This is a genomic window from Nocardia barduliensis (assembly GCF_013315795.1).
Lineage (GTDB): Bacteria > Actinomycetota > Actinomycetes > Mycobacteriales > Mycobacteriaceae > Nocardia > Nocardia barduliensis.
Window position 1 is genome coordinate 50512 of record NZ_JABLTE010000003.1, and the last position, 22164, is coordinate 72675.

23 protein-coding genes are annotated in these 22164 nt (G+C 66.6%); 8 read left to right on the plus strand and 15 right to left on the minus strand.

Annotated elements, in window-relative coordinates:
- Positions 1 to 113 precede the first annotated feature (113 nt).
- The 12 genes from HOV91_RS02410 to HOV91_RS02465 all read right to left on the minus strand — a co-directional run bounded on the left by HOV91_RS02410 (position 114) and on the right by HOV91_RS02465 (position 11727).
- Entirely contained in the window at positions 114 to 980 is an 867-nt protein-coding gene (locus HOV91_RS02410; RefSeq protein WP_174183763.1) for an acyl-CoA thioesterase, read from the minus strand.
- A gap of 49 nt (positions 981 to 1029) precedes the next feature.
- Entirely contained in the window at positions 1030 to 2046 is a 1017-nt protein-coding gene (locus tag HOV91_RS02415; protein ID WP_174183764.1) for a phosphotransferase family protein, read from the minus strand.
- Positions 2043 to 3266: an acyl-CoA dehydrogenase family protein gene (locus HOV91_RS02420; protein WP_174183765.1), complete on the minus strand. Its 1224-nt coding sequence runs from the start codon at positions 3264 to 3266 to the stop codon at positions 2043 to 2045. Before HOV91_RS02420 ends, HOV91_RS02415 begins: the two co-directional genes overlap by 4 nt.
- 15 nt (positions 3267 to 3281) lie before the next feature.
- Positions 3282 to 4427, minus strand: coding sequence for a thiolase family protein (locus tag HOV91_RS02425; protein ID WP_174183766.1), 1146 nt, complete (start codon positions 4425 to 4427; stop codon positions 3282 to 3284).
- Positions 4424 to 4840, minus strand: coding sequence for a Zn-ribbon domain-containing OB-fold protein (locus tag HOV91_RS02430; RefSeq protein ID WP_174183767.1), 417 nt, complete (start codon positions 4838 to 4840; stop codon positions 4424 to 4426). Before HOV91_RS02430 ends, HOV91_RS02425 begins: the two co-directional genes overlap by 4 nt.
- Positions 4841 to 4875: 35 nt before the next feature.
- Complete coding sequence (locus HOV91_RS02435) at positions 4876 to 6045, minus strand: thiolase family protein (RefSeq protein ID WP_174183768.1); 1170 nt, start codon at positions 6043 to 6045, stop codon at positions 4876 to 4878.
- Between the two features lie 131 nt (positions 6046 to 6176).
- Positions 6177 to 7364, minus strand: coding sequence for an acyl-CoA dehydrogenase family protein (locus tag HOV91_RS02440; RefSeq protein WP_174183769.1), 1188 nt, complete (start codon positions 7362 to 7364; stop codon positions 6177 to 6179).
- A gap of 29 nt (positions 7365 to 7393) precedes the next feature.
- The gene (locus tag HOV91_RS02445) at positions 7394 to 8188 is read right to left on the minus strand and encodes an enoyl-CoA hydratase-related protein (RefSeq protein WP_174183770.1); all 795 of its coding nucleotides are present in this window, start codon (positions 8186 to 8188) and stop codon (positions 7394 to 7396) included.
- Positions 8185 to 9051, minus strand: a complete 867-nt coding sequence (locus tag HOV91_RS02450) for an enoyl-CoA hydratase-related protein (protein WP_174183771.1) — start codon at positions 9049 to 9051, stop codon at positions 8185 to 8187. Before HOV91_RS02450 ends, HOV91_RS02445 begins: the two co-directional genes overlap by 4 nt.
- 4 nt (positions 9052 to 9055) lie before the next feature.
- Positions 9056 to 9964 carry an SDR family oxidoreductase gene (locus tag HOV91_RS02455; RefSeq protein WP_174183772.1) on the minus strand — a complete coding sequence of 303 codons (909 nt, stop codon included), beginning with the start codon at positions 9962 to 9964 and terminating at the stop codon, positions 9056 to 9058.
- A gap of 2 nt (positions 9965 to 9966) precedes the next feature.
- Positions 9967 to 10911 carry an amidohydrolase family protein gene (locus tag HOV91_RS02460; protein WP_174183773.1) on the minus strand — a complete coding sequence of 315 codons (945 nt, stop codon included), beginning with the start codon at positions 10909 to 10911 and terminating at the stop codon, positions 9967 to 9969.
- Positions 10912 to 10935: 24 nt separating this feature from the next.
- A complete protein-coding gene (locus tag HOV91_RS02465; RefSeq protein WP_174183774.1) occupies positions 10936 to 11727 on the minus strand; it encodes an enoyl-CoA hydratase/isomerase family protein in 792 nt (263 codons plus the stop codon).
- Positions 11728 to 11915: 188 nt separating this feature from the next.
- Between HOV91_RS02465 and HOV91_RS02470 the strand changes: the two genes are divergently transcribed.
- The 8 genes from HOV91_RS02470 to HOV91_RS02500 all read left to right on the plus strand — a co-directional run bounded on the left by HOV91_RS02470 (position 11916) and on the right by HOV91_RS02500 (position 19571).
- Positions 11916 to 12431: a DoxX family protein gene (locus HOV91_RS02470; RefSeq protein WP_174183775.1), complete on the plus strand. Its 516-nt coding sequence runs from the start codon at positions 11916 to 11918 to the stop codon at positions 12429 to 12431.
- A gap of 146 nt (positions 12432 to 12577) precedes the next feature.
- Positions 12578 to 13786 (plus strand): acyl-CoA dehydrogenase family protein, encoded by a 1209-nt coding sequence (locus tag HOV91_RS02475; RefSeq protein ID WP_174183776.1) that lies wholly within the window; start codon positions 12578 to 12580, stop codon positions 13784 to 13786.
- A gap of 3 nt (positions 13787 to 13789) precedes the next feature.
- On the plus strand, positions 13790 to 15016 hold the full coding sequence (locus HOV91_RS02480; RefSeq protein WP_174183777.1) for a CaiB/BaiF CoA transferase family protein: 1227 nt from the start codon (positions 13790 to 13792) through the stop codon (positions 15014 to 15016).
- 37 nt (positions 15017 to 15053) lie between these two features.
- Positions 15054 to 16217 carry an acyl-CoA dehydrogenase family protein gene (locus tag HOV91_RS02485; RefSeq protein ID WP_174183778.1) on the plus strand — a complete coding sequence of 388 codons (1164 nt, stop codon included), beginning with the start codon at positions 15054 to 15056 and terminating at the stop codon, positions 16215 to 16217.
- Entirely contained in the window at positions 16214 to 17281 is a 1068-nt protein-coding gene (locus tag HOV91_RS02490; RefSeq protein WP_174183779.1) for an acyl-CoA dehydrogenase family protein, read from the plus strand. The genes HOV91_RS02485 and HOV91_RS02490 overlap by 4 nt, the downstream gene beginning before the upstream one ends.
- Complete coding sequence (locus tag HOV91_RS39660) at positions 17278 to 17820, plus strand: hypothetical protein (RefSeq protein ID WP_246349725.1); 543 nt, start codon at positions 17278 to 17280, stop codon at positions 17818 to 17820. The genes HOV91_RS02490 and HOV91_RS39660 overlap by 4 nt, the downstream gene beginning before the upstream one ends.
- A 1-nt stretch (position 17821) precedes the next feature.
- Positions 17822 to 18595, plus strand: a complete 774-nt coding sequence (locus HOV91_RS02495; protein ID WP_312884437.1) for an enoyl-CoA hydratase/isomerase family protein — start codon at positions 17822 to 17824, stop codon at positions 18593 to 18595.
- 163 nt (positions 18596 to 18758) lie between these two features.
- Complete coding sequence (locus tag HOV91_RS02500) at positions 18759 to 19571, plus strand: FadR/GntR family transcriptional regulator (protein ID WP_174183860.1); 813 nt, start codon at positions 18759 to 18761, stop codon at positions 19569 to 19571.
- Between the two features lie 243 nt (positions 19572 to 19814).
- Here the strand turns inward: HOV91_RS02500 and HOV91_RS02505 are convergent, their stop codons facing one another.
- From HOV91_RS02505 to HOV91_RS02515, 3 genes are all read right to left on the minus strand, one after another.
- A complete protein-coding gene (locus HOV91_RS02505) occupies positions 19815 to 20006 on the minus strand; it encodes a ferredoxin (protein ID WP_174183781.1) in 192 nt (63 codons plus the stop codon).
- A 67-nt stretch (positions 20007 to 20073) separates the two neighbouring features.
- Positions 20074 to 21258, minus strand: coding sequence for a cytochrome P450 (locus HOV91_RS02510; RefSeq protein WP_174183782.1), 1185 nt, complete (start codon positions 21256 to 21258; stop codon positions 20074 to 20076).
- 6 nt (positions 21259 to 21264) lie between these two features.
- Positions 21265 to 22155, minus strand: coding sequence for an SDR family NAD(P)-dependent oxidoreductase (locus HOV91_RS02515; RefSeq protein ID WP_174183783.1), 891 nt, complete (start codon positions 22153 to 22155; stop codon positions 21265 to 21267).
- Positions 22156 to 22164 lie beyond the last annotated feature (9 nt).

The following is a 22164-nucleotide window of genomic DNA, read 5'->3' on the forward strand; positions in this document are numbered from 1 at the left end:
ACCGCGAAGCGCCCGGCCGCGTCGCTCGGTGTTACCCGACCATCGAGCCGCTCCATCACCTCGGCCGGTCCCCGACTGACGGAGTCGGTCGCATCGCGGGCCGAGGTCCGGGGTCAGTGGTCGGCCGGGAGCGGACGAACCAGGCCCTCTTGCACGACCGTGGCGATCAGCGCGCCGTCAGCGGCGAACACTCTGCCCTGAGCCAGGCCCCGACCCTTTCCTGCCGAGGGCGAGACCTGGTCGTAGAGCATCCAGTCATCCACCCGCGGCGTCCGATGGAACCAGACACAGTGATCGAGCGACGCCATCTGGTAACCGTCGTGTCGAGGCAGGACGCCGTGCGGCATGAGCACCACCGACAACAACGTCAGATCCGTGAAGCAGGCGAGCAGGCAGGCATGCAGGATCGGGTCGTCGGGCAGCGGCGCGGAGGTCTTGAACCAGACCTGCCTGCTGCCGGTTGTCTCGTCGACCGTCTCGGCAGCGTCGCTTTCGGCCGCTTGCACATGGCGGATATCCACCGAGCCCCACTCGAGGTAGAACTCCGGCCATCCTTCCGGATCCGACGCGATGGTCTCCTCCATGGTCGGCAGCGTGTGCGGCGGCGGCGCCACCGGTGACGGCCATTGATGTTGCGGGCCGTCCTCCGGGACATGGAACGACGCCGACATCTCGAAGATCGTCCGCCCGTCCTGTATCGCGCTGACTCGGCGCGTATCGAACGCGCGGCCCGCGCGGAGCCGGTCCACCCGGAACTCGATCGGCCGCCCGACGATCCCCGGTCGCAGGAAGTAGGCGTGCAATGAATGCGGCAGCCGACCCTCCCCCACCGTGCGCGCCGCCGCGGCCAACGCTTGCCCGGCAACCTGACCACCGAAGACACGGATCATCGAGGTATCCGGAGAACGGCCGACGAAATGATTCGGGCCGACCTCGGTCAGGTCGAACAGTTCGAGCAGCGCGGGTAGCGAAGTGGTCATCGGAATCTCCATGAATGGGCGGGCACGGGGACGAGCTGGGCGACAGGGTTCACAGTTGCCCGGACCGCAAAGCGCGCAGGCCGGCGGCCAGGAACTCCGGCGTGGCCTCCGCGGCGCGCGCAGCATCGTTGCCCGCGTCGGAGCCCCGCTGCGCCCGGAAGGTGATTCCCTCCGCGATCACGGCCACCTTGAACGCCGCGAGGGCGAGATAGAAATTCCAGTGCGCTAAGTCTCGACCGGAAATTCGTGAATACTCGTGCGCCAATGTTTCCGGTGCGGGCAGCGTGGCGCTCGTCCATGCGGCTCCGGTGCCCAGCACGGTGTCGAAGGCCTGCAACCGATACACGCACATCAGCGCGACATCGGTCAGCGGATCACCCAATGTGGACATTTCCCAGTCCACCACCGCACGGACGACGGTCGGATCAGTGGCATCGAGAATGGTGTTGTCGATGCGGAAATCACCGTGCAGGATCGAGGCGCCCGACCGCGAGGGGATGCCGTCGACCAGGGCGCTGTGCAGCGACCGCACGTCGGGCAGCTCTCTGGTTTTCACTCGCTCCCATTGACGCGCCCACAGCGCGACTTGCCGCGCGAGGAATCCGTCGGGGCGACCGAACTCGCCGAGGCCGACCGCCTCGGGTGCGATCGCGTGCAATTCGGCGAGCACGCCGACGAGCGCGGAACATACCGCATCGGTGTCCTTCGAGATCACCGCCAGGTCGTCTCGGTCGCGGATCACCTGTCCTTCGACGTACTCGACGACACCGAACGGTGCGCCGAGAACCGTGCCCGTGGACTCGAGCGCGACTGTGCGCGCCACCGGTACTGCCGTGTCCTGCAACGCACGGCAGACGCTGTACTCACGGGACATATCATGCGCGGACGGCGTCGCCCCGCTCACCGGTGGCCGTCTGAGCACCCACGTACTGGTGTCATCGGAGACTTTGTAGGTCAGATTCGAGCGACCCCCGCTGATCAGCTCCAGGCGCAGCTCTCCTTCGACCGGCACCCCGGCACCGGTCAGGTACCTGTGCAAAGTCGCGATGTCGACGTCGGCGGTCATCGGGCGGCCAACTCCGACCGGCGAGCCGCCGCCCTCTTCGCCGCGCCGACGGCGCGTTTGGCGATCGCCCACCGATGTACTTCGGAGGGGCCGTCGTAGACGCGGAACGGCCGGACTTCGCGCGACAGACGCGCCAACGGGAGGTCGTCGGACACGCCGAGCCCGCCGCACAGTTGAATGCTGCGGTCGACGATTCGGAAAATCGCCTCGGCGGCATAGGTTTTGGCGATCGATGTGGCATTCGCCGCTGCTTCGCCACGGTCGAGTTCCCAGCAGGCCCGCACCAGCAACGCGCGGGTAGCCGCGATATCGATCTCGTTGTCGGCGATCATCTTCTGCGCCATGCCGAGATCGCCGAGACGGTCTCCGAACGCCTCGCGCCGCACGACTCGTTCCAAGGCGATGTCATGACCGCGCCGTGCGGCACCGAGCCACCGCATCACGTGGGTCATCCGGGCGGGTCCGAGACGGACCTGTGCGTACTCGAAGCCGCGGTCGACCGCGCCGAGAACGGCGTCGTCGGGCACGAACATGTCGTCGAAGAACACTTCGCAATGACCACCGACCATCGACCGATCCAGCGTGCCGATGTGCCGGCCGACTCGCAAGCCGGGGCTGTCGGCAGGCGCAAGGAACATCGTTGCGCCACCCCGCATGCCGGGCTCCCCGGACGTCCGTGCCATCACGATGAAGAAGCCCGCGCCGTCTGCGCCGGTGATGAAGTGCTTGTGGCCGGTGATACGCCAGCCTCCGTCGACTCGGTGCGCACGAGTGCGCAGTGCCGACGGATCCGACCCCGCGCCGGGGGCGGGCTCGGTCATGGCGAACGCGGAACGGACCGCACCCCGAGCGAGCGGCTCCAGGAACCGGGACTTCTGATCCGGGTCGGCGATGTGCGTGAGCATGTGCGCATTCCCCTCGTCGGGGGCCGCGATGTTCAACGCGATCGGACCGAACAACGAATACCCGGCCTCTTCGAACACCGGGGCCCGGTCCGACATGCCGAGTCCGTGCCCGCCGTATTCGACCGGCGCATGCGGGGCGAACACGCCAGCTTCCTTCGCCGCATCTTGGAGCCGGACCCGCATGGCGTCGCCGCCCGCGGCGGTGATGTCGCCTCGGTATTCGTCCTCGACAGGGAGAACCACCTCATGCACGAATGCGCGGGTGCGTGCGACAAGCTCTTGCACCTGGCCGGAATACGCCAGATCGATCGTCACCGATGCTCCTCGGGTCTACGTCGTCAGAATGGTCACGGCACCGGTACCGGGCGAGCCGTACAGGTGGGCATAGCCGACCTGGTGCGGACCCGCGATCTGCCGGTCGCCCGCCGTTCCGCGCAATTGCAGGACGAGTTCGTGGATCTGGCGCAGGCCCGACGCGCCGATCGGCTCACCGTTGGCCATGAGGCCGCCGTCGGTGTTGACCGGAAGCTTGCCGGTGATCTCCGTGTAGCCGTCCGCGATGAGCTTTTCTTGCTCACCGTCTGCGCAGAAGCCGTTCTCGGCCAGGTGGATGATCTCCGAGCCCGCGTCGGTGTCCTGCAACTGGGCCACGTCCACGTCGCCCGGGCCGATACCGGCCTTCTCGAACGCCTCGCGCGACGCGTCGACCGTCGGGCTCGGCACCGAATTCGCGGGCAGCGAAGGGCTTTGCATCTCGAACGCGCCGAAGCGGCGGGTCCGCAGCGACGTGGCGGCCAGGTGGATCGGCGTCGAGGTGAATCGACGCGCCAGGTCGCGGCGCGCGAGCACCACCGCGGCGGCCCCCTCATCCGGAGCGCAGTACATGTATTGCGTGAGTGGGTAGTTGACATACTGGGCCGCGAGAATCTGCGCTTCGGTCATCGCTGTCCGCCGCCACGCTTTGGGATTGCGCGCCCCGTTGGCGAAGTTCTTCGCCGCCACCTTGGCGAGGGTCTGGGTGGAGATGCCGTGCATCGACATGTACCGGTTGATCTTCATGCCGAAGAAGTGCGTGGTCATGAACAAACCGGTCTCGCCGTACCAGGACGGCAGTCCGAGGACCGATGGATCCGCCGCGAAGGCCCCCTTCGGATGCTTGTCGAAACCCACCGCGATCGCGATGTCCGCTTCGCCGTGCTCGATCGCTTCAGCGGCCATACTCAGCGAGGTGTTCGCCGTGGCGCAGCCGTTGAACACGCCGAAGAACGGGATTCCGGTCAGCCCGAGCTTGCCGACGATGGCATCGGGATTGGACACTTCGAGGCTGCCGGCGAACCCGCGCTGCACGTCCTCCCAGCCGATGCCCGCGTCGGCGAGTGCCGCCCGCACCGCCTCGGCGCCCATGTCCAGCGCCTGCTTGTCGCCGAAGCGGCCGAACGGGTGCAACCCGACACCTACGATGGATACGTTGCTCATGCGGCGTCCTCGCTCTCGGTCCCGCTCGGTCCAGGCGCGAACGCGAACGTCACAACGGTGTTGCCGTCCTCGTCGGTACGGAACGGCACGGTGACCACGTGCATCGTCCGGCCGATCCACAGCTGTTCGATGTCGGTGGTCGTGAGCCTGCCCTCGACGAGGATGCCCTCCGGGAACTCGACATAGCCGACGGCGAACGGCTCGAATTCCTCTGGTCCCCGGTACGGCGGCGACGGCGGTGGAAACTGCTGAGTCGTCCAGGTGTACAACGTTCCCGACCTGGACAGCAGCACCTGATCGTCGCCGGGCACCGCCGGGAATTCCGGCGGCACGTCGGCGCCACGCCGCGAGGCGATCAGTCGCGGCCGCTCATCGGGCCACGTGAAAAGGCCGGTCGCGATGGGAACTTGCATTTCGGACTCCTGCAACAGTGAGGGTGTGCTCGTGGTCAGAGACGTTCGTAGATGGTCGCGTTGGCGGTGCCGCCGCCTTCGCACATCGTCTGGAGCCCGTAGCGCTTGCCCGTCCCCACGAGGTGGTGGATGAGAGTGGTGGCGAGCCGCGCACCGGAGCATCCGAGTGGGTGGCCCAGGGCGATCGCCCCGCCCAGCGGATTGAGCTTCGCCTCGTCGGCACCGGTTTCCGCCAGCCAGGCCAGCGGTACGGATGCGAACGCTTCGTTGACCTCGAAGGCGTCGATGTCATCGATCGTCAATCCCGACCTCTTCAGCGCCAGCGCCGTTGCCGGGATCGGGCCGGTGAGCATCTTGACCGGGTCGTCACCGGTCACGACCGCGGTGTGGATGCGGGCGAGCGGAGTGAGCCCGAGGCGCGCGGCGTTCTCCGAGGTGGTGACGAGCACTCCGGCCGCGCCGTCGGAGATCTGCGACGCGTTGCCCGCGCTGATCCGTCCGCCTTCCATGAAGGGCGTTTTGAGCGTGGCCAGTTTCTCGACCGTCGATCCACGCCGGATCCCTTCGTCCGCGACCACGGTCCCGCCTTCGGTCACAACGGGGATGATTTCGGCGTCGAAGGCGCCACTGTCCTGCGCCGCTGCCGCCAGCTCGTGCGAGCGAATCGAGTATTCGTCCAACCTGGTGCGCGAAAGGTTCCATTCGGCCGCGATCTTCTCGGCCCCGTAACCCTGGTTGAACGTGCCGTTGAAGCCGGGTTCGGCCAATTCGCTCGCGTACCTGTCGACCGCGGGGCCGCCCATCTCACCCGTGCCAGGCACGCGGGACGCGCCCATCGGCACGGCCGACATCATCTCGACGCCGCCGGCCACGACCACATCGGCCTGACCGGAGACCACCGCGGCGGCCGCGGTGGAGATGGCCTGCTGGGACGAGCCGCACTGCCGGTCGATGGTGAAGCCGGGGACGTGCTCCGGCCATCCGGCACCGAGCACCGCCATGCGGCCGATGTTCCCGGACTGCTGGCCCACGCTCAGCACGTTGCCCCAGTGCACGTCATCGATGACCGCGGGGTCGATGCCGGTTCGCTCGGCGATCGCGGTCAGTACCAGGGCCGACAACTCGACCGCGTGCACATCGGCAAGCCCGCCGCCGCGCTTGCCTACCGGTGTGCGCAGAGCCTCGACGATCACGGCGTCACGCATCTGATGTCCTCTCGCCTGTGGTCGCCGACTACCCCGCGCACGAAACCGCGGACCCACGACCAACAATTTTTCTAGTTAGATAATTATGCTTGATAATACAGGCTCGGCCATGCCCGAGCCAGGGTTCACGGTCAGCGCGGGAGTCCGAGCACCCGCTCGGCGATGATGTTGCGCTGGATCTCGGCAGTGCCGCCGTAGATGGTTTCCGCGCGGGAGAGCAGGAAAGACTTCTGATCCGCATCCAGTCCATCAGGCCCGAGGCCTCCGGTTACCATCGCGTCGTCCCCCCGCAGATCGATCGCCAGTTCGGCTAGCCTCTGGTGCTCCGTGGCCGCGTACAACTTGCTGATCGTGGCCGCGCTCGAAGTTGTCTGCTGCTTGTCCTCGATGATCGACGACACCACTCGCAGGGTCGTCGCGCCCATCACATGCGTGGCGATGTAGGCATCCGCCAGACGCTGCCGCACCCGAGGATCGCCGGAGGCGCCGGAACGCTTGGCGTTCTCCAGCACCGCCGCGACTTCCCGCTGCATGGCGAGTTGCATCGGCATGAGCGCCGACCCCCGCTCCATCGCCAGCGTGCCCATGACGACCGACCAGCCACCGTTGACGTCTCCGACGACCATCTCCGCGGCGGTACGGGCTCCGTCGAAGAAGCATTCACTGAATTCCGCTGAGCCCGCGATGTTCTCGATAGGACTGATCCGCACCCCTGGCTGGTCGACGGGAACCAGGAGCAATGTCAGACCACGGTGCCGCAGGCTGCGATCGGGGTCGGTGCGGCACAGTACATACAACCAGTCGGCGTGGTGGCCGAACGTGGTCCACACCTTCTGACCGTGGATGACCCACTCGTCACCCTCCAGCGACGCGCGCGTGCTCACCGCGGCGAGGTCGGAGCCGGCCCCCGGCTCGCTGAAACCTTGGCCCCACATCTCCTCCACCGCCAGGATCGGCGGCAGGAAGCGGGCCTTCTGCTCCTCCGTGCCGTATGCCAGCAGACTCGGCCCGAGCAGCTCGAGAGCCTGAGTTCCGACACGCGCGGGCGCCGCCGCCTTGGCGTACTCGTACTCGAAGACGATCTCCTGGGCGGTGGTCGCGCCGCGTCCGCCGTACTCGACCGGCCACGTCAGCCCGAGCCAGCCGCCCGCGGAAAGCTCTTTCTCCCAAGCGACGCGAACATCCCACGCCGTGTCGTCGGTGGGGCTGCCCACGCCCTTGTACCGCGCGAACTCCCCGACGAGATGCTCGTCGAGCCAGGTACGCACCTCGTCCCTGAACTCCGCGTCCTCGGGCGCGATCTCGATCTCTGCGACCACTGTGGTCTCCTTCTGCCGTCGACCCGAGTTCAGAACTCGAGCCGGGAGTACGGGGCGAATCGCGGCGGCCGCTTCTCCACCAGGCTGCGCACGCCTTCCTGGAAATCGGGCTGCGCTTTGGCGACGGTCAGCAGGTACTGAGCGCGAACCCGGGCCTGTTCCAGAGTCGCCTCGCTGTCCCGCCATACCTGGCTCTTCATCATCGCCATCGCCACCGGGGACACGTTGCGGGCCAGCTCTCGGGCGTAGGCGACTGCGTCGGCTACCACTTCACCCGGCTCGCACAACTTCTGCACCAGGCCCATCTCGAAAGCCTCCTCTGCGAAGAAGACTCGACCCGAGACGAGCAGGTCGAACGCCCGAGCAGGGCCGACGAGACGAGAAAGAACCCACGCCGTGGCGTCCTCGGCGGGCAATCCGCGTTTGGCGAACGCGGTGGAGAACTTCGCTCCTCGTACCGCGAAACGCAGATCGAAGTTGAGCGCCTGTGCCAGTCCGATACCGGCGCAGGCACCGTTGATCGCACCGATGATCGGCTTGGGCACGGTGGTGGCGTAGGTCTGCGGTCGCCGGTTGGTGGCATATCGCTTCCCGTCCCGCACCTCATCGAGCACAGCCGGATCGAGGCCGGGCACGAACGACGTCCCGGCACCGGTTACCACGATCGCCCGGACCTCGGCGTCGCCGGTCGCCCGATCGAGTGCCGCGTAGAACTCGTGCTCCATGAGGGCGGTCCACATATTGCGTCGTTCCGGACGGTTGAGGGTGATCACGGCAACCCCGTCGCCGACCTCGTACCGGACCACGTCCTGCTCGTCGCTCATCGCTCCACCGTCCAGGTAGCGGCCCGCCGTGTCTCGTCGGCGCCGTCGGCCATCGGCACCTCCACACGCTTTCCGAGCGAGAAGGCCGGTGCCCGCTTCTCCAGGAACGCCGCCACTCCTTCTCCGGAATCGGCTTGGCGACCCATCCAGCGGAAGATTTCCCACTCCCGGTGGAAAGCCGCCTCACGATCGGTCTCACGAAGCATCTGGTAGACGAGCTGCTTCGTCAGTCCGACCGCCGCGGGCGCGCACTGGGTGGCGATCTCCGTGGCCATCTCCAGCGCGGTGGGCAGAACCTGCTCGGCCGGCAAGGCATGGGTCGCCAGCCCCATCTCTTTCGCCTCGGCTCCCCGGAACAGTCGCCCGGTGAGCAGCAACTCGAGCGCGGTGGCGGCACCGACCAACCTCGGAAGCAGCCACAGCGAATTCTGCTCCGGGATCAGGCCACGCCGGGCGAACACGAACCCGTACTTGGCGCTCTCGTTGACGATCCGGATGTCCCACTGCAGCGCGAAAGTCAGACCGAGGCCGACGGCCGAGCCGTTGAGTGCGCCGATGATCGGCGTGCGCATCTCCCACGGCCGCGGCCGGGTTCCCATCATGGCGCGCGCCGCACGGGTCTGCTCCTCGTCGAACGCGAAGTTGGCGCCCCCGGGTTCCAGATCGGCGCCGGTGGAGAAGTGCCGGCCTCGCCCCGTGATCACGATCGCGCGGACATCCTCGTCCTGGTCGAGTTCGGCGAGCTGCCGATGCAACTCGACCTGCATCGCCGAGATGAAGCCATTGCCTCGGTCGGGCCGATCGAGCCAGATCGTCGCTACGTGACCCTCGCGTTCGACCGAGATGCCGTCGACAGCGGCCATCGGCTCAGCGACCTTCTGCGGCGGCGCGGGGTTTGCCCGCACCGTCGGAGTTCGGGCGTGCCTCGGCGACCAGCTTCGGCACGATTTCCCCGAGCTCGGCCGGATCCCAGCGGCCCACCTTCTCGACGCCGGGCCCGGCGACCCAGGTCTCGGCGACGCTGATCGCACCGCCTTTGACGTTGAACACCCTGCCGGTGACCCCGGCGGCTTCCTCCGAGGCCAGCCACACCACGAGCGGGGCGATATTGGCGGGCGAGCCCGCGTCGAACCCGGTGGTCTCCTTGATCTCGTTCATCTTGGCCACGTAGTCGTGCAGACCCGCGGTCATATTCGTCAGCGCGCTGGGCGCGATGGCGTTGACCGTGACGCCCAACCGTTCGAGTTCGTCGGCGAGGATGACCGTGAACCCCGCGATAGCGGCCTTGGCGGCGCCGTAGTTCGACTGCCCCACGTTGCCGTAGAGGCCCGACGGTGAGGAGGTGTTGATCACCCGCGGATGACGCACCGGTTCGCCCGCCTTCGACTTGGCCCGCCAGTGCGCGACCGCGTGCTTGGTCGGACAGAAGGTTCCGCGAAGATGGACCTTCATCACCGCGTCCCACATGTCGACATCCATGTTGACGAACATCTTGTCGCGCAGGATCCCGGCGTTGTTCACCAGAACGTGCAGGTCGCCGAACTCGCGCAGCGCTGTTTCCACCAGTGACCCGGCGCCGTCCCAGTCGGAGACGTCGTCGTGATTGGCGACCGCGACCCCGCCCATCTCCTTGATCTCGGCGACGACATCCTCCGCGGGCCCGAGATCGTTGACGACGACCTGCGCGCCCTGCCGTGCGAATTCCAGCGCGTGCTCGCGACCGATGCCGCCCGCGGCGCCGGTCACGATCACGACGCGCCCATCGTGCAGTCTCATATTCAGTCTCCTGTTCCGGTGTCGGCTCCAGTACCCGCAGGGGGTTCGCCGAAGACGGCCAATGCGTTGGCGCCGAGATAGTTGCGGCGCGAATCGTCGGGCAATTCGAGTGCCCTGCCCTCGGTGATCGTTCGATCGAAGGGAAGAATGGGGTAATCCGAGGCCCACATGAGCTTGGTCTTGTTGCGTTTGCGGGCGACAGCGAGGATGTCCTCGGGCACGTACTTCGGCGCCCACCCGGCGGTCATCGCGAACACGTTGGGATGCTTCACGAGCATCGACACGGTCTCGCTGATCCAGGGGTCACCCAGGTGCGACATCACGATCTTCAGTTCCGGGAAGGTGAGCGCCACCTCATCGATCAGAATGGTGCGCTGCAGCTTGGCCGGTTTCATGGGACCGGGCACGCCGACGTTGATCGAGACGACCGCCCCTTCGTCGCAGGCGGCGGTGTACATCGGGAAGGCCAGCTTGTCGTCGATCGCGATGCCGGTGAACATCGGGACCACGCGGATGCACTTGATGCCGTACTCGCGCACCGCGATTCGCACGTGCTTGGCCGCCTCGTAACCCAGGCGCGGGTCGATGCCCACGGATGTCACGAACCGGCCCGGGTACTCCGCCTGGAACTTCGCCAGCCGCTCGCATGTCTCGCGCAGCACGGCCTCACCCGTTTTTGTGCCGTGCACGTAGGGCGGGGTGATATCGCGAGGCACCTTGGTCAGCACGCCACCGGAGATACCGAGCCGGTCCATCTCGGCGACCACATCCGCCATCGTCTGGCCGCCCTCGTACGCACTGTTGCCGCGCTTGAACCGCGCCACCACGGACGGGTCGGGGGTCACCTCCCCCGGTGCGTAGGGCAGGTTGATCCACGCGTCGAAGACGCGGGGTTCTCGCGTTGCCGCCTCGGCGGCTCGGTGGGCGGTGCTCTGTTCGGTACTCACGTCACTTCTCTCCGGTGTTCGTTCTCAGCGGCCGACGTAGTTCGGTGCGCGCTTCTCGCGCATCGCCGCGAGCGCCTCCGCGGCGTCCTCGGTGGCTGCCACGACCGCGAAGTGCGAGGAGATGAGATCCAGCGCGGTGCGCAGGTCGGTGCCCGCGGACTGGTAGGTGGCGCGTTTGATCATGCGCACCGTGACGGGCGGCGCGGCGGCGAGTTGCGCGGCCAGCGCCCCGGTGACCTCGGCCAGCCGCTCCGGCTCGGCGAGCCGATTGACCAGGCCGATCCGCAGCGCTTCGTCGGCGTCGATGAAGTCGCCGGTCAGCAACAGTTCCAGCGCCTTGGAGGTGCCGACGATCCGAGGCAGGTAGTACGCGCCTCCGTCGCCGGGAGTGAGACCGACACGCACGTACCCCTCCGACACCTTCGCCGAGCGCGACATCACCCGCATGTCGCACATGAGCGCCATGTCGAGCCCGGCGCCGACGGCGACGCCGTTGATGGCGGCGATGAGCGGCTTGTCCAGCGCCTCGACCGCGAGGGCGACCTGATGGATCTCGTCGTGCAATTGCGACTTGCGTTGCAGCGGCGTCAGGTCCTTGTTCGCGTTGGAGATGCTCCCGAGGTCGACGCCGGAACAGAATGCCTGCTCACCGGCACCGGTCAGCACGACGACCTTGACCTCGTCGTCACGCTTCGCGGCCTCGAGCAGCCGCGCCCACTCCCGAATCATGTCGAACGTGAACGCGTTGCGCGCCTGTGGCCGGTTGAGCGTGATCGTGCCGACGCCCTGTTCGAGGCGCCATTCCAGGTCGGGCACGTCTCCTCCTCTGGCTTTAATTAGTGTATTATTTGTACTATAAAGCTCTTGGAAGTCCAAGCTACAGCAGAGTCCAGTGCACAGCCGAAGGAGAGTGACGTGCCCGAGCCGGACATGGTCGAATCGCCGCGCGACCGCGCGAGCAGCAAGGCGGGCGAATCGAGCCGACCGCTTCCGGCGGGTGCGCGATGACCGGGACCGAAGTCGATTTCGCCGTGGCCGCACTGCGCGTCATCGCCGGGCTGACGATGGCCGCGCACGGCCTCAACAAGTTCTTCGGCGGCGGGCGGATACCGGGCACCGGCCGCTGGTTCGACAGTATCGGGATGCGTCCGGGGCGGGTGCACGCACTGCTGGCCGCCGGCACCGAGACTGCCGCGGGCCTGCTGTTCGCCGTAGGCTTGCTCACCCCTTTCGCGGGAGCGGCCTTCGTGGCCTTGATGGCGGTCGCCACCTACACCGTGCATCGCGGGTCGGGGTTCTTCGTCAATGCCAACGGGTGGGAGTACAACCTGGTCCTCGCCACGATCGGCGTGTTCGTGGCGACCGCGGGGCCGGGCGAATGGTCACTCGACCACCTCGCCGGACTCGCTCCGAGCATCGACGGCTGGCCGGGCCTGGCGATCTCGCTGATCGGCGGCCTGCTCGCAGCGGCCCTGCAACTCGCCTTCTTCTACCGGCCCTCGAACACACAAGCAGGCTGACCGTCACGGGCGGCCGAGCCGCTTCCGCCGGATACCGAAAGGACAGGGATGGAATTCGACTTCGTAGATCCCATTCAGAATCTGGTCACCTCGATCGCATGGCTGCTGCTGCGCGGCCATTTGCCCCCGGCCTAGAGGCGACGGGCATGCGCGATACGACCAGCGACCTACCTCTGACACCCGAGGATCTCCTGTTCCGCGACGAGCTGCGCACGTGGCTCCGCGAGCACCTCACCGGCCGTTTCGTGAATCAGCACGACCGCGGCGGACCGGACGACGACGACAACTGGGAGCTGCGGCGCGGCTGGGAGCGAGAACTCGCCGACGGGCGATGGCTCGGGATCTCCTGGCCGTCCGAATACGGCGGACGGAACGCCACGCTGTCCCAAGAGATCGTTCTGGCCACCGAGCTCGCACAGGCCGGTGCGCCGCCGCGAGCGGCATTCCACGGCGAGACTTTGATGGCGCCCACCGCATTGACCTACGGGACTCCGGAGCAGCGGCAACGGCTGCTTCCACCGATGGCCCGTGCGGAAGTGGTTTGGTGCCAAGGCTATTCCGAACCGAACGCCGGCTCCGATCTCGCGAATATCTCCACCCGGGCGCGGCTCGACGGCGACGAATGGGTCGTCACGGGACAGAAGATCTGGACGACCTTCGCCCAGCACGCCGATTGGATCTTCGCCATCGTGCGCACCGATCCGGACTCGCGTCGGCACGCGGGACTGTCCTACATGCTGATTCCGCTCGACCAACCCGGCGTGCGAGTGGTCCCGATCCGCACCATGCTCGGGGACAGCGGCTTCAACGAAGTGTTCTTCGACGAGGCCCGCACGAGCACCGACAACGTCCTGGGCCGTCCGGGGCAGGGTTGGCAGTGCGCGATGACCACCCTCGGCCACGAACGCGCGACCTCTGTTCTCGGCTACCAATTCTCGTTCCGCCGAGAGATGGCGGAGGTCCGTGAACTGGCGAAGAAGCGAGGAGCCACCGCCGACCCGGTGCTGCGCGACCGGCTCATCGACAGCATGATCCAGCTGGACATCATGGGCTACAACAACTTACGCACCCTGTCGACCGCCTTGCGCGAAGGACAGTTCGGGCCGGAGTCGTCGATCGGCAAGTACTACTGGTCACGCTGGCATCAGGAATTCACCGAGGTCGCGATGGACGTACTCGGCGCAGACGGGTGGCTGTCGACGGAATGGGGTTCCGGTCCCGACCGGCCCTCCGAGGCACTGCGCCGCTCCTTCATCCGGGCCCGCGCGGAGACGATCTACGCCGGTTCCAGCGAAATCCAGAAGAACATCATCGCCGAGCGCGTCCTCGGACTGCCGCGCGAGCCGAAGGATTGACAGATGAGCACAGCTGCCTTGTCCGGCATCCGGGTGTTGGACCTGAGCCGCATTCTCGCGGGGCCTTTCACCACCCAATTGCTGGGTGACCTCGGTGCCGACGTCGTCAAGGTGGAACGCCCACGCGTCGGCGACGACGCGCGCACCTACGGGCCCCCGTACCTGCACGACCGCAACGGCCAGGTCACACCTGAGGCAGGGTTCTACCTCAGCTGCAACCGCAACAAACGGTCGATCACCGTGGACCATTCCAAGCCGGAGGGCGCGCAGCTCATTCGCGAGCTCGCCGCGCACTCGGACGTCCTCGTGGAGAATTTCCGGGTCGGCGTGCTCGCCAAGTACGGACTCGACTACGCCTCCCTCCAAAAGATCAACCCTCGATTGATCTATTGCTCGATCACCGGATTCGGGCAGGAGGGTCCCTATTCGGACCGGCCCGGCTACGACGGCGTCTTCCAGGCGATGTCGGGAATGATGAGCGTGTCCGGCCATCCCGATGGGGAACCGGGCGCGGGCCCGATGAAGGTCGGTGTCTCGATGGTCGACATACTCACCGGGCTGTATGCCTCCAACGCGATCCTGGCCGCCCTGCACCATCGTGCGACGACCGGGACAGGGCAGTACATCGACATGGCCCTGCTGGACTGCGGGGTAGCGGCGCTCTCCCACTACGCGCAGAACTACCTCGTCTCCGGAACTCCGGCGCCACGGCGCGGGAACGGAGGTTTCGGCGGGATTCCCTCCCAGACGTTCCGATGCGCCGACGACGAGATCTTCATCGTGGCATCCACACCCAAACAATGGTCTGGACTGGTACAGGTTCTGGGAATGCCCGAACTCGCCACAGACCCACGTTTCGCCACGGTGTCGGCGCGCATCGCCAATCGCGACTTGGTCCTTTCCACTCTCGGCGAGATCTTTCGTCTTCGCCCGGCGCAGGAGTGGGTCCGTGAACTCGAGGCCGCCGACGTTCCGGTGAGTCCGGTCAACGATATGGACGGCGTCTTCACCAACCCGCAGGTGCGTCACCGGCAGCTCAAAATGACCATCGACCATCCGGATTCGGGCGCGCTCGACATCCTGCGCAACCCGATCCGCATGTCCGGCGCGCCGCTCGACCGCTACGAAGCGCCGCCGAAGCTGGGGCAGCACACCCGTGAGGTGCTCAGTCAGGTGCTGGACAAGTCGAACGAGGAGATCGAGAAACTCACCGCGGGCGGGGTCGTGTGACCGCGCATACCCACACCCGACGACTGGAAAGACGACATTGAACACTTCGCTGATCCCCCCTTTGCGCGCCTTCCCGCCGGAGGCGGACGCGCTTCGCGCCGAAGTGCGCGCGTTCCTGATCCAGGATCGCGCGACGCACGGCTGGCAGCCACACGTCGACTCGTGGATCTCGTCGTGGGATCCGGGATTCAGCGAGCGTCTGGCCGGACGCGGATGGTTGGGCATGACCGTCCCGACCGAATACGGCGGCCACGGGCGCAGCCATCTCGACCGGTTCGTCGTCACCGAGGAACTGCTCGCCGCGGGCGCGCCGGTGGCCGCGCACTGGGTCGCCGACCGGCAGGTCGTCCCCGCGTTGCTCAGCTACGGCACCGACCGCCAGCGGCGCGAGTACCTCCCCGCGATCGCCGCAGGGCAGTGCTTCTTCGCGATCGGCATGAGCGAGCCCGAGTCCGGGTCGGACCTGGCCAGCGTGCGGACGAAGGCCACGCGCGTCGACGGAGGCTGGGAGCTGACCGGGACCAAGGTCTGGACATCGGGAGCGCACCACGCGCACGCCTTCTTCGTTCTCGCTCGCAGTGCCCCGCTCGATACCGCACGGCGTCACGACGGCTTGAGCCAGTTCATCGTGACGCTCGATTCGCCGGGCATCGAGATACGCCCCATCCGGCTTCTCACCGGACAGCATCACTTCAACGAGGTGGTGCTGGATCACGTCTTCGTCCCGGACCACATGGTGCTCGGCACGCCCGGCGAAGGGTGGCGACAGGTGACCTCCGAACTCGGATTCGAGCGCAGTGGCCCCGAACGCATCCTGTCGACCCAACCGCTACTGGAGGCGTTCCTCACCAGAGTGGCCGACAGCGACGAGCTCGACACGGCATCGGTCACGTCGCTCGGCGCACTCGTGGCGCGGCTGACCACGCTGCGACAGCTGTCCTCGGCAGTGGCCAATGCGCTGTCGGAAGGGAAGTCCGCGGACCTCTCCGCAGCGCTGGTGAAAGACCTCGGCACGCGCTACGAAGGCGACGTGGTCGAAGTCGCCGCGACCGCCGTCGCGACCGACGCGGATCCCGGCTCCGCTGACGAGTTCACCCGGCTGCTCGGTGAAGGACTGCTGCACACACCCGGATTCACCCTGCGCGGCGGAACCAGCGAGATCCTCCGCGGCGTGGTGGCACGAGGATTAGGACTGCGATGACATTCGACGCACCCGGCCGCGCCGAGGAACTGACCGAACTCAGGGGCCTCGCGGACGACATCTTCTCCGCCACCGCGCGCGCCGTCCTGGACGTACCGGACACCGAGATCCCGTTCAGCCCCACGCTGTGGAAGACACTCGCCGAGTCCGGACTCACCCTTCTGACGACGCCCGAGTCCGACGGCGGCAGCGGTGCGACCCAAGCCGACCTCGCTGTGGTGATCGCGAGTGCCGCCGCGCACGCCGCGCCGGTCCCGCTCGCCGAAACCGATCTTCTGGCGTCCTGGCTGCTGCGCGCGGCGGGGCTGCCGGTACCCGACGCGCCGCTTACCGCCGCGTACGACCCGTCGCTCGTCATCGACGACCACCGGGTGACCGCATCTTTGGATCGCGTGCCATGGGCGCGTGCCGTTGACGCGCTCGTGCTCGCCAACGACCACTCGGTCGCACTGGTATCCGCCGCCGACCTGAGCATCGAGCCCGGCACCGATCTGGCGCGGGACCCTCGCGATCGAATCGTCGTCGACGTCGAACTGGCCCCGAGCGCCATCGGCCCGGCGCCGCACCGAGTCGGGCGTGAATTCATGCTGCGTGGTGCGCTCGGCCGTTCGATCCAGATCTGTGGGGCGATAGAACAGGCGCTCGAGCTCACCATCGAACATGTCGGCACCCGCCAGCAGTTCGGTAGGCCGCTCGGCAAGTTCCAGGCTGTCCAGTCGCTGGTCGCGGAGTCGGCCGGCGCGGTCGCCATGGCCCGCGCCGCAACCGAATTCGCCGTGTCCCGCGTCACCGAAGCGGGTTTCGAAGACGAGCGCAGCGGATTGGCGATCGCGGTGGCCAAGGCTCAGACGTCACGGTCAGCGCCGATCGTGGCGCGCAACGCTCACCAAGCGCACGGGGCGATCGGATTCACGCTCGATCATCGGTTACGTCACTTCACCCTGCGGGCATTGGCATGGCGTTCGGAGTTCGGTGGACCGCAGCACTGGGAGCACGTGCTCGGCGAGGCGGCTCTTCGCAAGTCGGGTGCGGGATTGTGGAATCTGGTCACCGGACTGACATGAGCATCCAATTGTCGGCGCGCCCGAGAGAAAGCAACCAGGGGCGGCCGTCGCGACACGACAGCTCGCACGCCCGTATCGAGGTGGGCGCCGTTCTGCCCACCTCGTTGGAGCTCTTGCGAGCGGTGCGGGGACACTCCGTCGACGCGCAGGGGGGTCCTCTCGCCCGCGTGATCACCGGACTCGCACGAGACCTCGCGGACTGCTATGCGGCAGAGCCGACCGGGTCGCAAGACACCGGCCCGAAACGAGCGCGTGCCCAGCTACTGCTCGGTATCGAGACACTGCTGAGCACCGCTCTGCCCCATCTGCCGAGCGAAGACCGGGATCAGATCGGCCGCACCGTGGACCAGGTCGCACAAGCTTCGGTCGAGTTCCATCGGTCGCTGCGGCAGCACGGCGGCGCCGATGAACGAGTGCGTGTGCAGTGCCGAGAGGCAGCGGCCCTCGCCGACCGCTACGCCGCCCTGGTCGCCTCGGCGATCCGTCGGCAGCCTTGGTCGCCGCAACGGCAAATGTCAACTGTTCAGGAGAGGGAGTGACGTGACCCGATACAGCACGCTGACCATCGAGGACACCGGCCCCGTGGCCGTGGTGACCATGAACCGGCCGGAGGCGAGGAACGCCGCCGATGCGGTCATGCACCGGGAACTCGCCGACGTCTGGGCCGATCTGGCGGCGAACCGCGAGGTGCGCGCCGTTGTCCTGACCGGCGCAGGTCGCGCCTTCAGCGCCGGCGGCGACCTTCCCCGCATGGTGGAGACGCAGCGAGACGCCGACGTGCAGGACGAGGTGTTCGATGAAGCGCGCCGAATCGCACACGGCATGACCGGACTTCCCCAGCCGATCGTGGCGGCGGTCAATGGTCCCGCGGTCGGCTTGGGGGCCAGCCTGGTGGCGTTGTCCGACCTCGCCGTGGCATCCGAGACTTCTTTTCTGGCCGATCCACACCTCGCGGTCGGCTTGGTGCCCGCGGACGGCACCGCCATGCTCTGGCCACTGATGGCCGGACTGATGCGGGCCAAGGAATTCGTTCTGCTCGGCGAGCGGATCCCAGCCCGGAAAGCGCTCGAGTACGGCCTGGTCAACCGCGTCGTTCCGGCGGAAGACGTGCAGTCGACCGCGCTGGAACTCGCGCACCGCCTCGCCGCGATCCCACGACGGGCGCTGCAGGACACCAAACGCTTGATGAACGCAGGCTCCGGCCGGGTTCTCGGAGCACTGCTCGAGCAGGCGATCGCGGCCGAGCGGCAAAGCCTCACTTCGCCGGAGCACATCGCACGGGTGCGGGAGATGGTGGAAGCGCAACGCACGTAGCGAATAGAAAGGCACGGCAGTGGCACGAGAATGGTCGTGCTCGGGATCGAGAATCGTGCGGAGCGTGCTGAAAGTGCTGCGCAGCGCAGATGAGGTAATATGAGCACAACAGTCTAACTGATTATAGCGGACGTGCGATGCATCGCTGCACCCACCTGGCATGATGTGGATTCGACATGGCAGCACGAGGAAAAGCGAGGTTTCCGTGGCCAGATTGGTCGGGTCGAGTGTGGTGAAGGTACCCAAGGCCGGTGAATTGGTAGCGGCCGATCTTCGCCGACGCGTCATCACCGGAGAGTTGTCCGTGGGCGACCCCCTGCCGAACGAGGCGGAACTCATGGAGCACTTCGGGGTTTCCCGACCCACGCTGCGCGAGGCTTTCCGCATCCTCGAGTCGGAGTCGATCATCACGGTGCTGCGGGGCGCGCACGGTGGCGCCCGCGTGCTCAAACTCGATGACGCCGTAGCGGCCAGGTACACCGGCCTGCTCCTGCAGTACAAGGGGACCCCCCTGGTCGACGTCTATCGGGCTCGCACGGAACTCGAGGTGGCCGCGGTCGGAATGCTGGGCAACAGCAAGGGCAGGAACAGTGCTTCCGCGGGCGGCCTCGACCAACTCGACCAGATGGTGCACAAGGGCGCTGAACTGATCGACGACGCCGAGGCTTTCGCGCAACACGACGTCCGCCTGCACCAAGCGCTCGTCGGCCTCGCGGGCAACATCACCCTGGGTGTCCTCGCCGAGATACTGTTCAAGATCATCGAAGTGCACAACGTCGTATTCATCGCCGCCCACGAAGAAGGCCACGAGGGACCGGCGCAACGCGCTGCACAACGGGCGTGGACCAAGCTGGTCAAATTGCTGCGCGACGGCGACGTCGGCGGAGCGCAGGCGCACTGGCGGCGACACCTCGAGGGCGTCGCGAAATACATGGTCGGCAACTCCGACGCGACGTTGGTGGATGTCCTGCCGTAGCCAACCACCGTCCCCGCCGCGGCCATCGGCGCCGAACTCCTCGAGACACTCTCGCTTCGAGAGAATCTGTCACAAATGCCGGGACACATTGTGAGCCATCGTGTCAATCGAGCCGGCGTTACCTGCCTCGATCACAGGTTCGCCAGACCCGCGCGAGCGCTTGCGCAACAACGATCACTGCGAGTTCGCCGGTGCCCGTGAGGACACCGGCGAACTCACTGGAATGGTCGGATCGCCGACGACTCACTCATCAATCAGGAGGGCGCGCTCCGGACACGCGTTCACCCCGTCTTGTGCGCGCCCGACATCCTGCGGCGCAAGTGCCGTGGATTGCACCGCGGAGTAGCCGTTGTCGTCGAGCGGAAACAAATCGGCATCCATCGCATGACACACCGCGTGTCCGGCGCACTTATCAGTCTCCAGGCGAAGTCTCATCGGTGCGACACCGCCTTTCCGGTCGACCAGCGCGCCACCGATCGCACCACACTCCGGCGTCCCGCGATCATGAGATCACCACGGGCAGATGGGTGACCGTCCGAACCGCCACGTTGTCGTATGCCAAGGCATCGATATCCACCTCGTATCGCGGAATCTGCGCGAGCACTTCCTCCAGAGCGATCCGCAGTTCCAGGCGCGCGAGGTGAGATCCGAGACACCGGTGCACTCCGCTGGCGAACGTCATGTGACCGACCCTGGGCCGGCCGAAGTCCACACGCAGGGGATCCTCGTGATAGGTCGGATCCACGTTCGCCGCAGCCCAGAACGCGTTGATCTGTTCGCCTTCCCGGATGATCAGCCCGTCGCCGAGATCGATGTCCCGAACCGGATATCGCATGCCCGAGGGAACCGGTGACTCGTACCGGAGCAGTTCCTCGATGGCGGGCATCAGCAACTCCGGAGAGTCGACCAGGCTCCGTCGGTGCTCCGGATTCCTTCCGAGCCACGCGATCGAACACGACAGCGAGGCCGTCACGGTGTCCAGTCCCGCGAACATCAACAGGAACAGGATGTTGATCAGGTCGAACTCGGCCAGCGGCTCGCCCGCCACCTCGGATCGCAAGAGTTCCGCGATGACATCGTCGTCATCGAGGCGCTTGCGTTTGTCCTTCAGGAACCCGTCGAAATATTCCAGCAACTTCCCCCCTGCCACTGCCATATTCGCTTCGATCTCCTCGGTGGTATCGCCCTTCGGATGGATGACTCCCTCCTTGAACTCCAGGAAGAAGTCGAGATCCGCAATGGGGGCGCCGACGAGCCCGAGGAACGTCAGGCATGGCAGCGGCGTGCAAAAACCACTGTTGAACTCGGCGCCGCCGGCCGCTCGAGCGTTTTCGATCAGGTCGGCCGCCAGCCGACGTATCTGATTTTCGAGCCGCTGCATCCGTTTCGGGGCGAACATGGGGTCCAGCAGCCGCCGCCACTTCTTGTGGTCGGGTCCGTCGATTTCGAGGGGGATCAGCCTTCCATCGTGGCCGAAGCTCCCCCCTCGGCCACCGTTGCCCAGCACGTCGGGGTGTTTGTTGAGGGCGAGAATATCGTCGTGGCGGTAGAGATGCAGGGCCCCGTCGAGATGTTCCGCGCGGATGTCCCGCGCCTTCTCGAAGTACACCTCCTGCGGACTGGCCAGGGTCTTCACCTGCTGTGACAGTCCCGAGATGCGGGGATCGAATCTGGTGGTCGACTGCATCCGCGATCACCGATCCAGCTGATCGCGGAGCTCGTCCGGGATCGAACCCGACGTGATGTCATCCGTCACGCCCAGATCGGTCGGGAAGATGATCGACGTGCGAGCGAACTGCCCGCCATCCGCCGATTGGATCGTCTGCCCGGACATGTATCGCGACTCGTCGGATGCCAGGAACAACGCGAGATCGGCATTGTCGCGGAGAGTCGGTGGCCGATCGAGGCGCAGCGGCATCGCCCGCTTGTCCGGGTCCCATGGCTGCATCTCCTCGTACGACTTACCGAGAACCTCGGCGTCCGGCGGCAGTGCGAAATTCACCGACATCCCGTGGGTCGGGCACAACGCGTTGGCGCGAATCCCGTACTTGCCGAACTCGAGTGCCGCCGCCCGCACCAAGCCGTTCACAGCGGCCTTCGATGCTGTGTACATGGGGAACCCCGGGTACGCCGTGAACGAGGCGGCCGACGATGTCGCCAGCAGCGCACCGCCGACGTTGTTCCCGATCATCCACTGCGCGGCGCATTTCCATGCCAGGTAGATGCCGGTCGTATTCACGGCGAAGATGTTGTTCCAGTCCTCGAGCGACGATTCGGCCAGCGGTTGCATGCCGAATCCCGGTTCCGGAATGCCTGCGTTCGCCCACATGACGTCGATGCGGCCATAGCTGGTGGTCGTCGTGTCCACCAACCGTTTCATGTCGGCCTCGATCCGGACATCCGCGTCCAATGCCGTGGCCTGTCCGCCTCGTACCTCGATTTCTTTCGCTACCTTCTGCGCACGTCCGGGTACGACATCGCTGACCACCACGCTCGCCCCTTCGTCGGCGAACAGGAGCGCGCCCTCCCGGCCGAGCCCCGAACCGGCGCCGGTGATGGCGACGACCTTGTCTTTCATCCTCATGGTCACTCC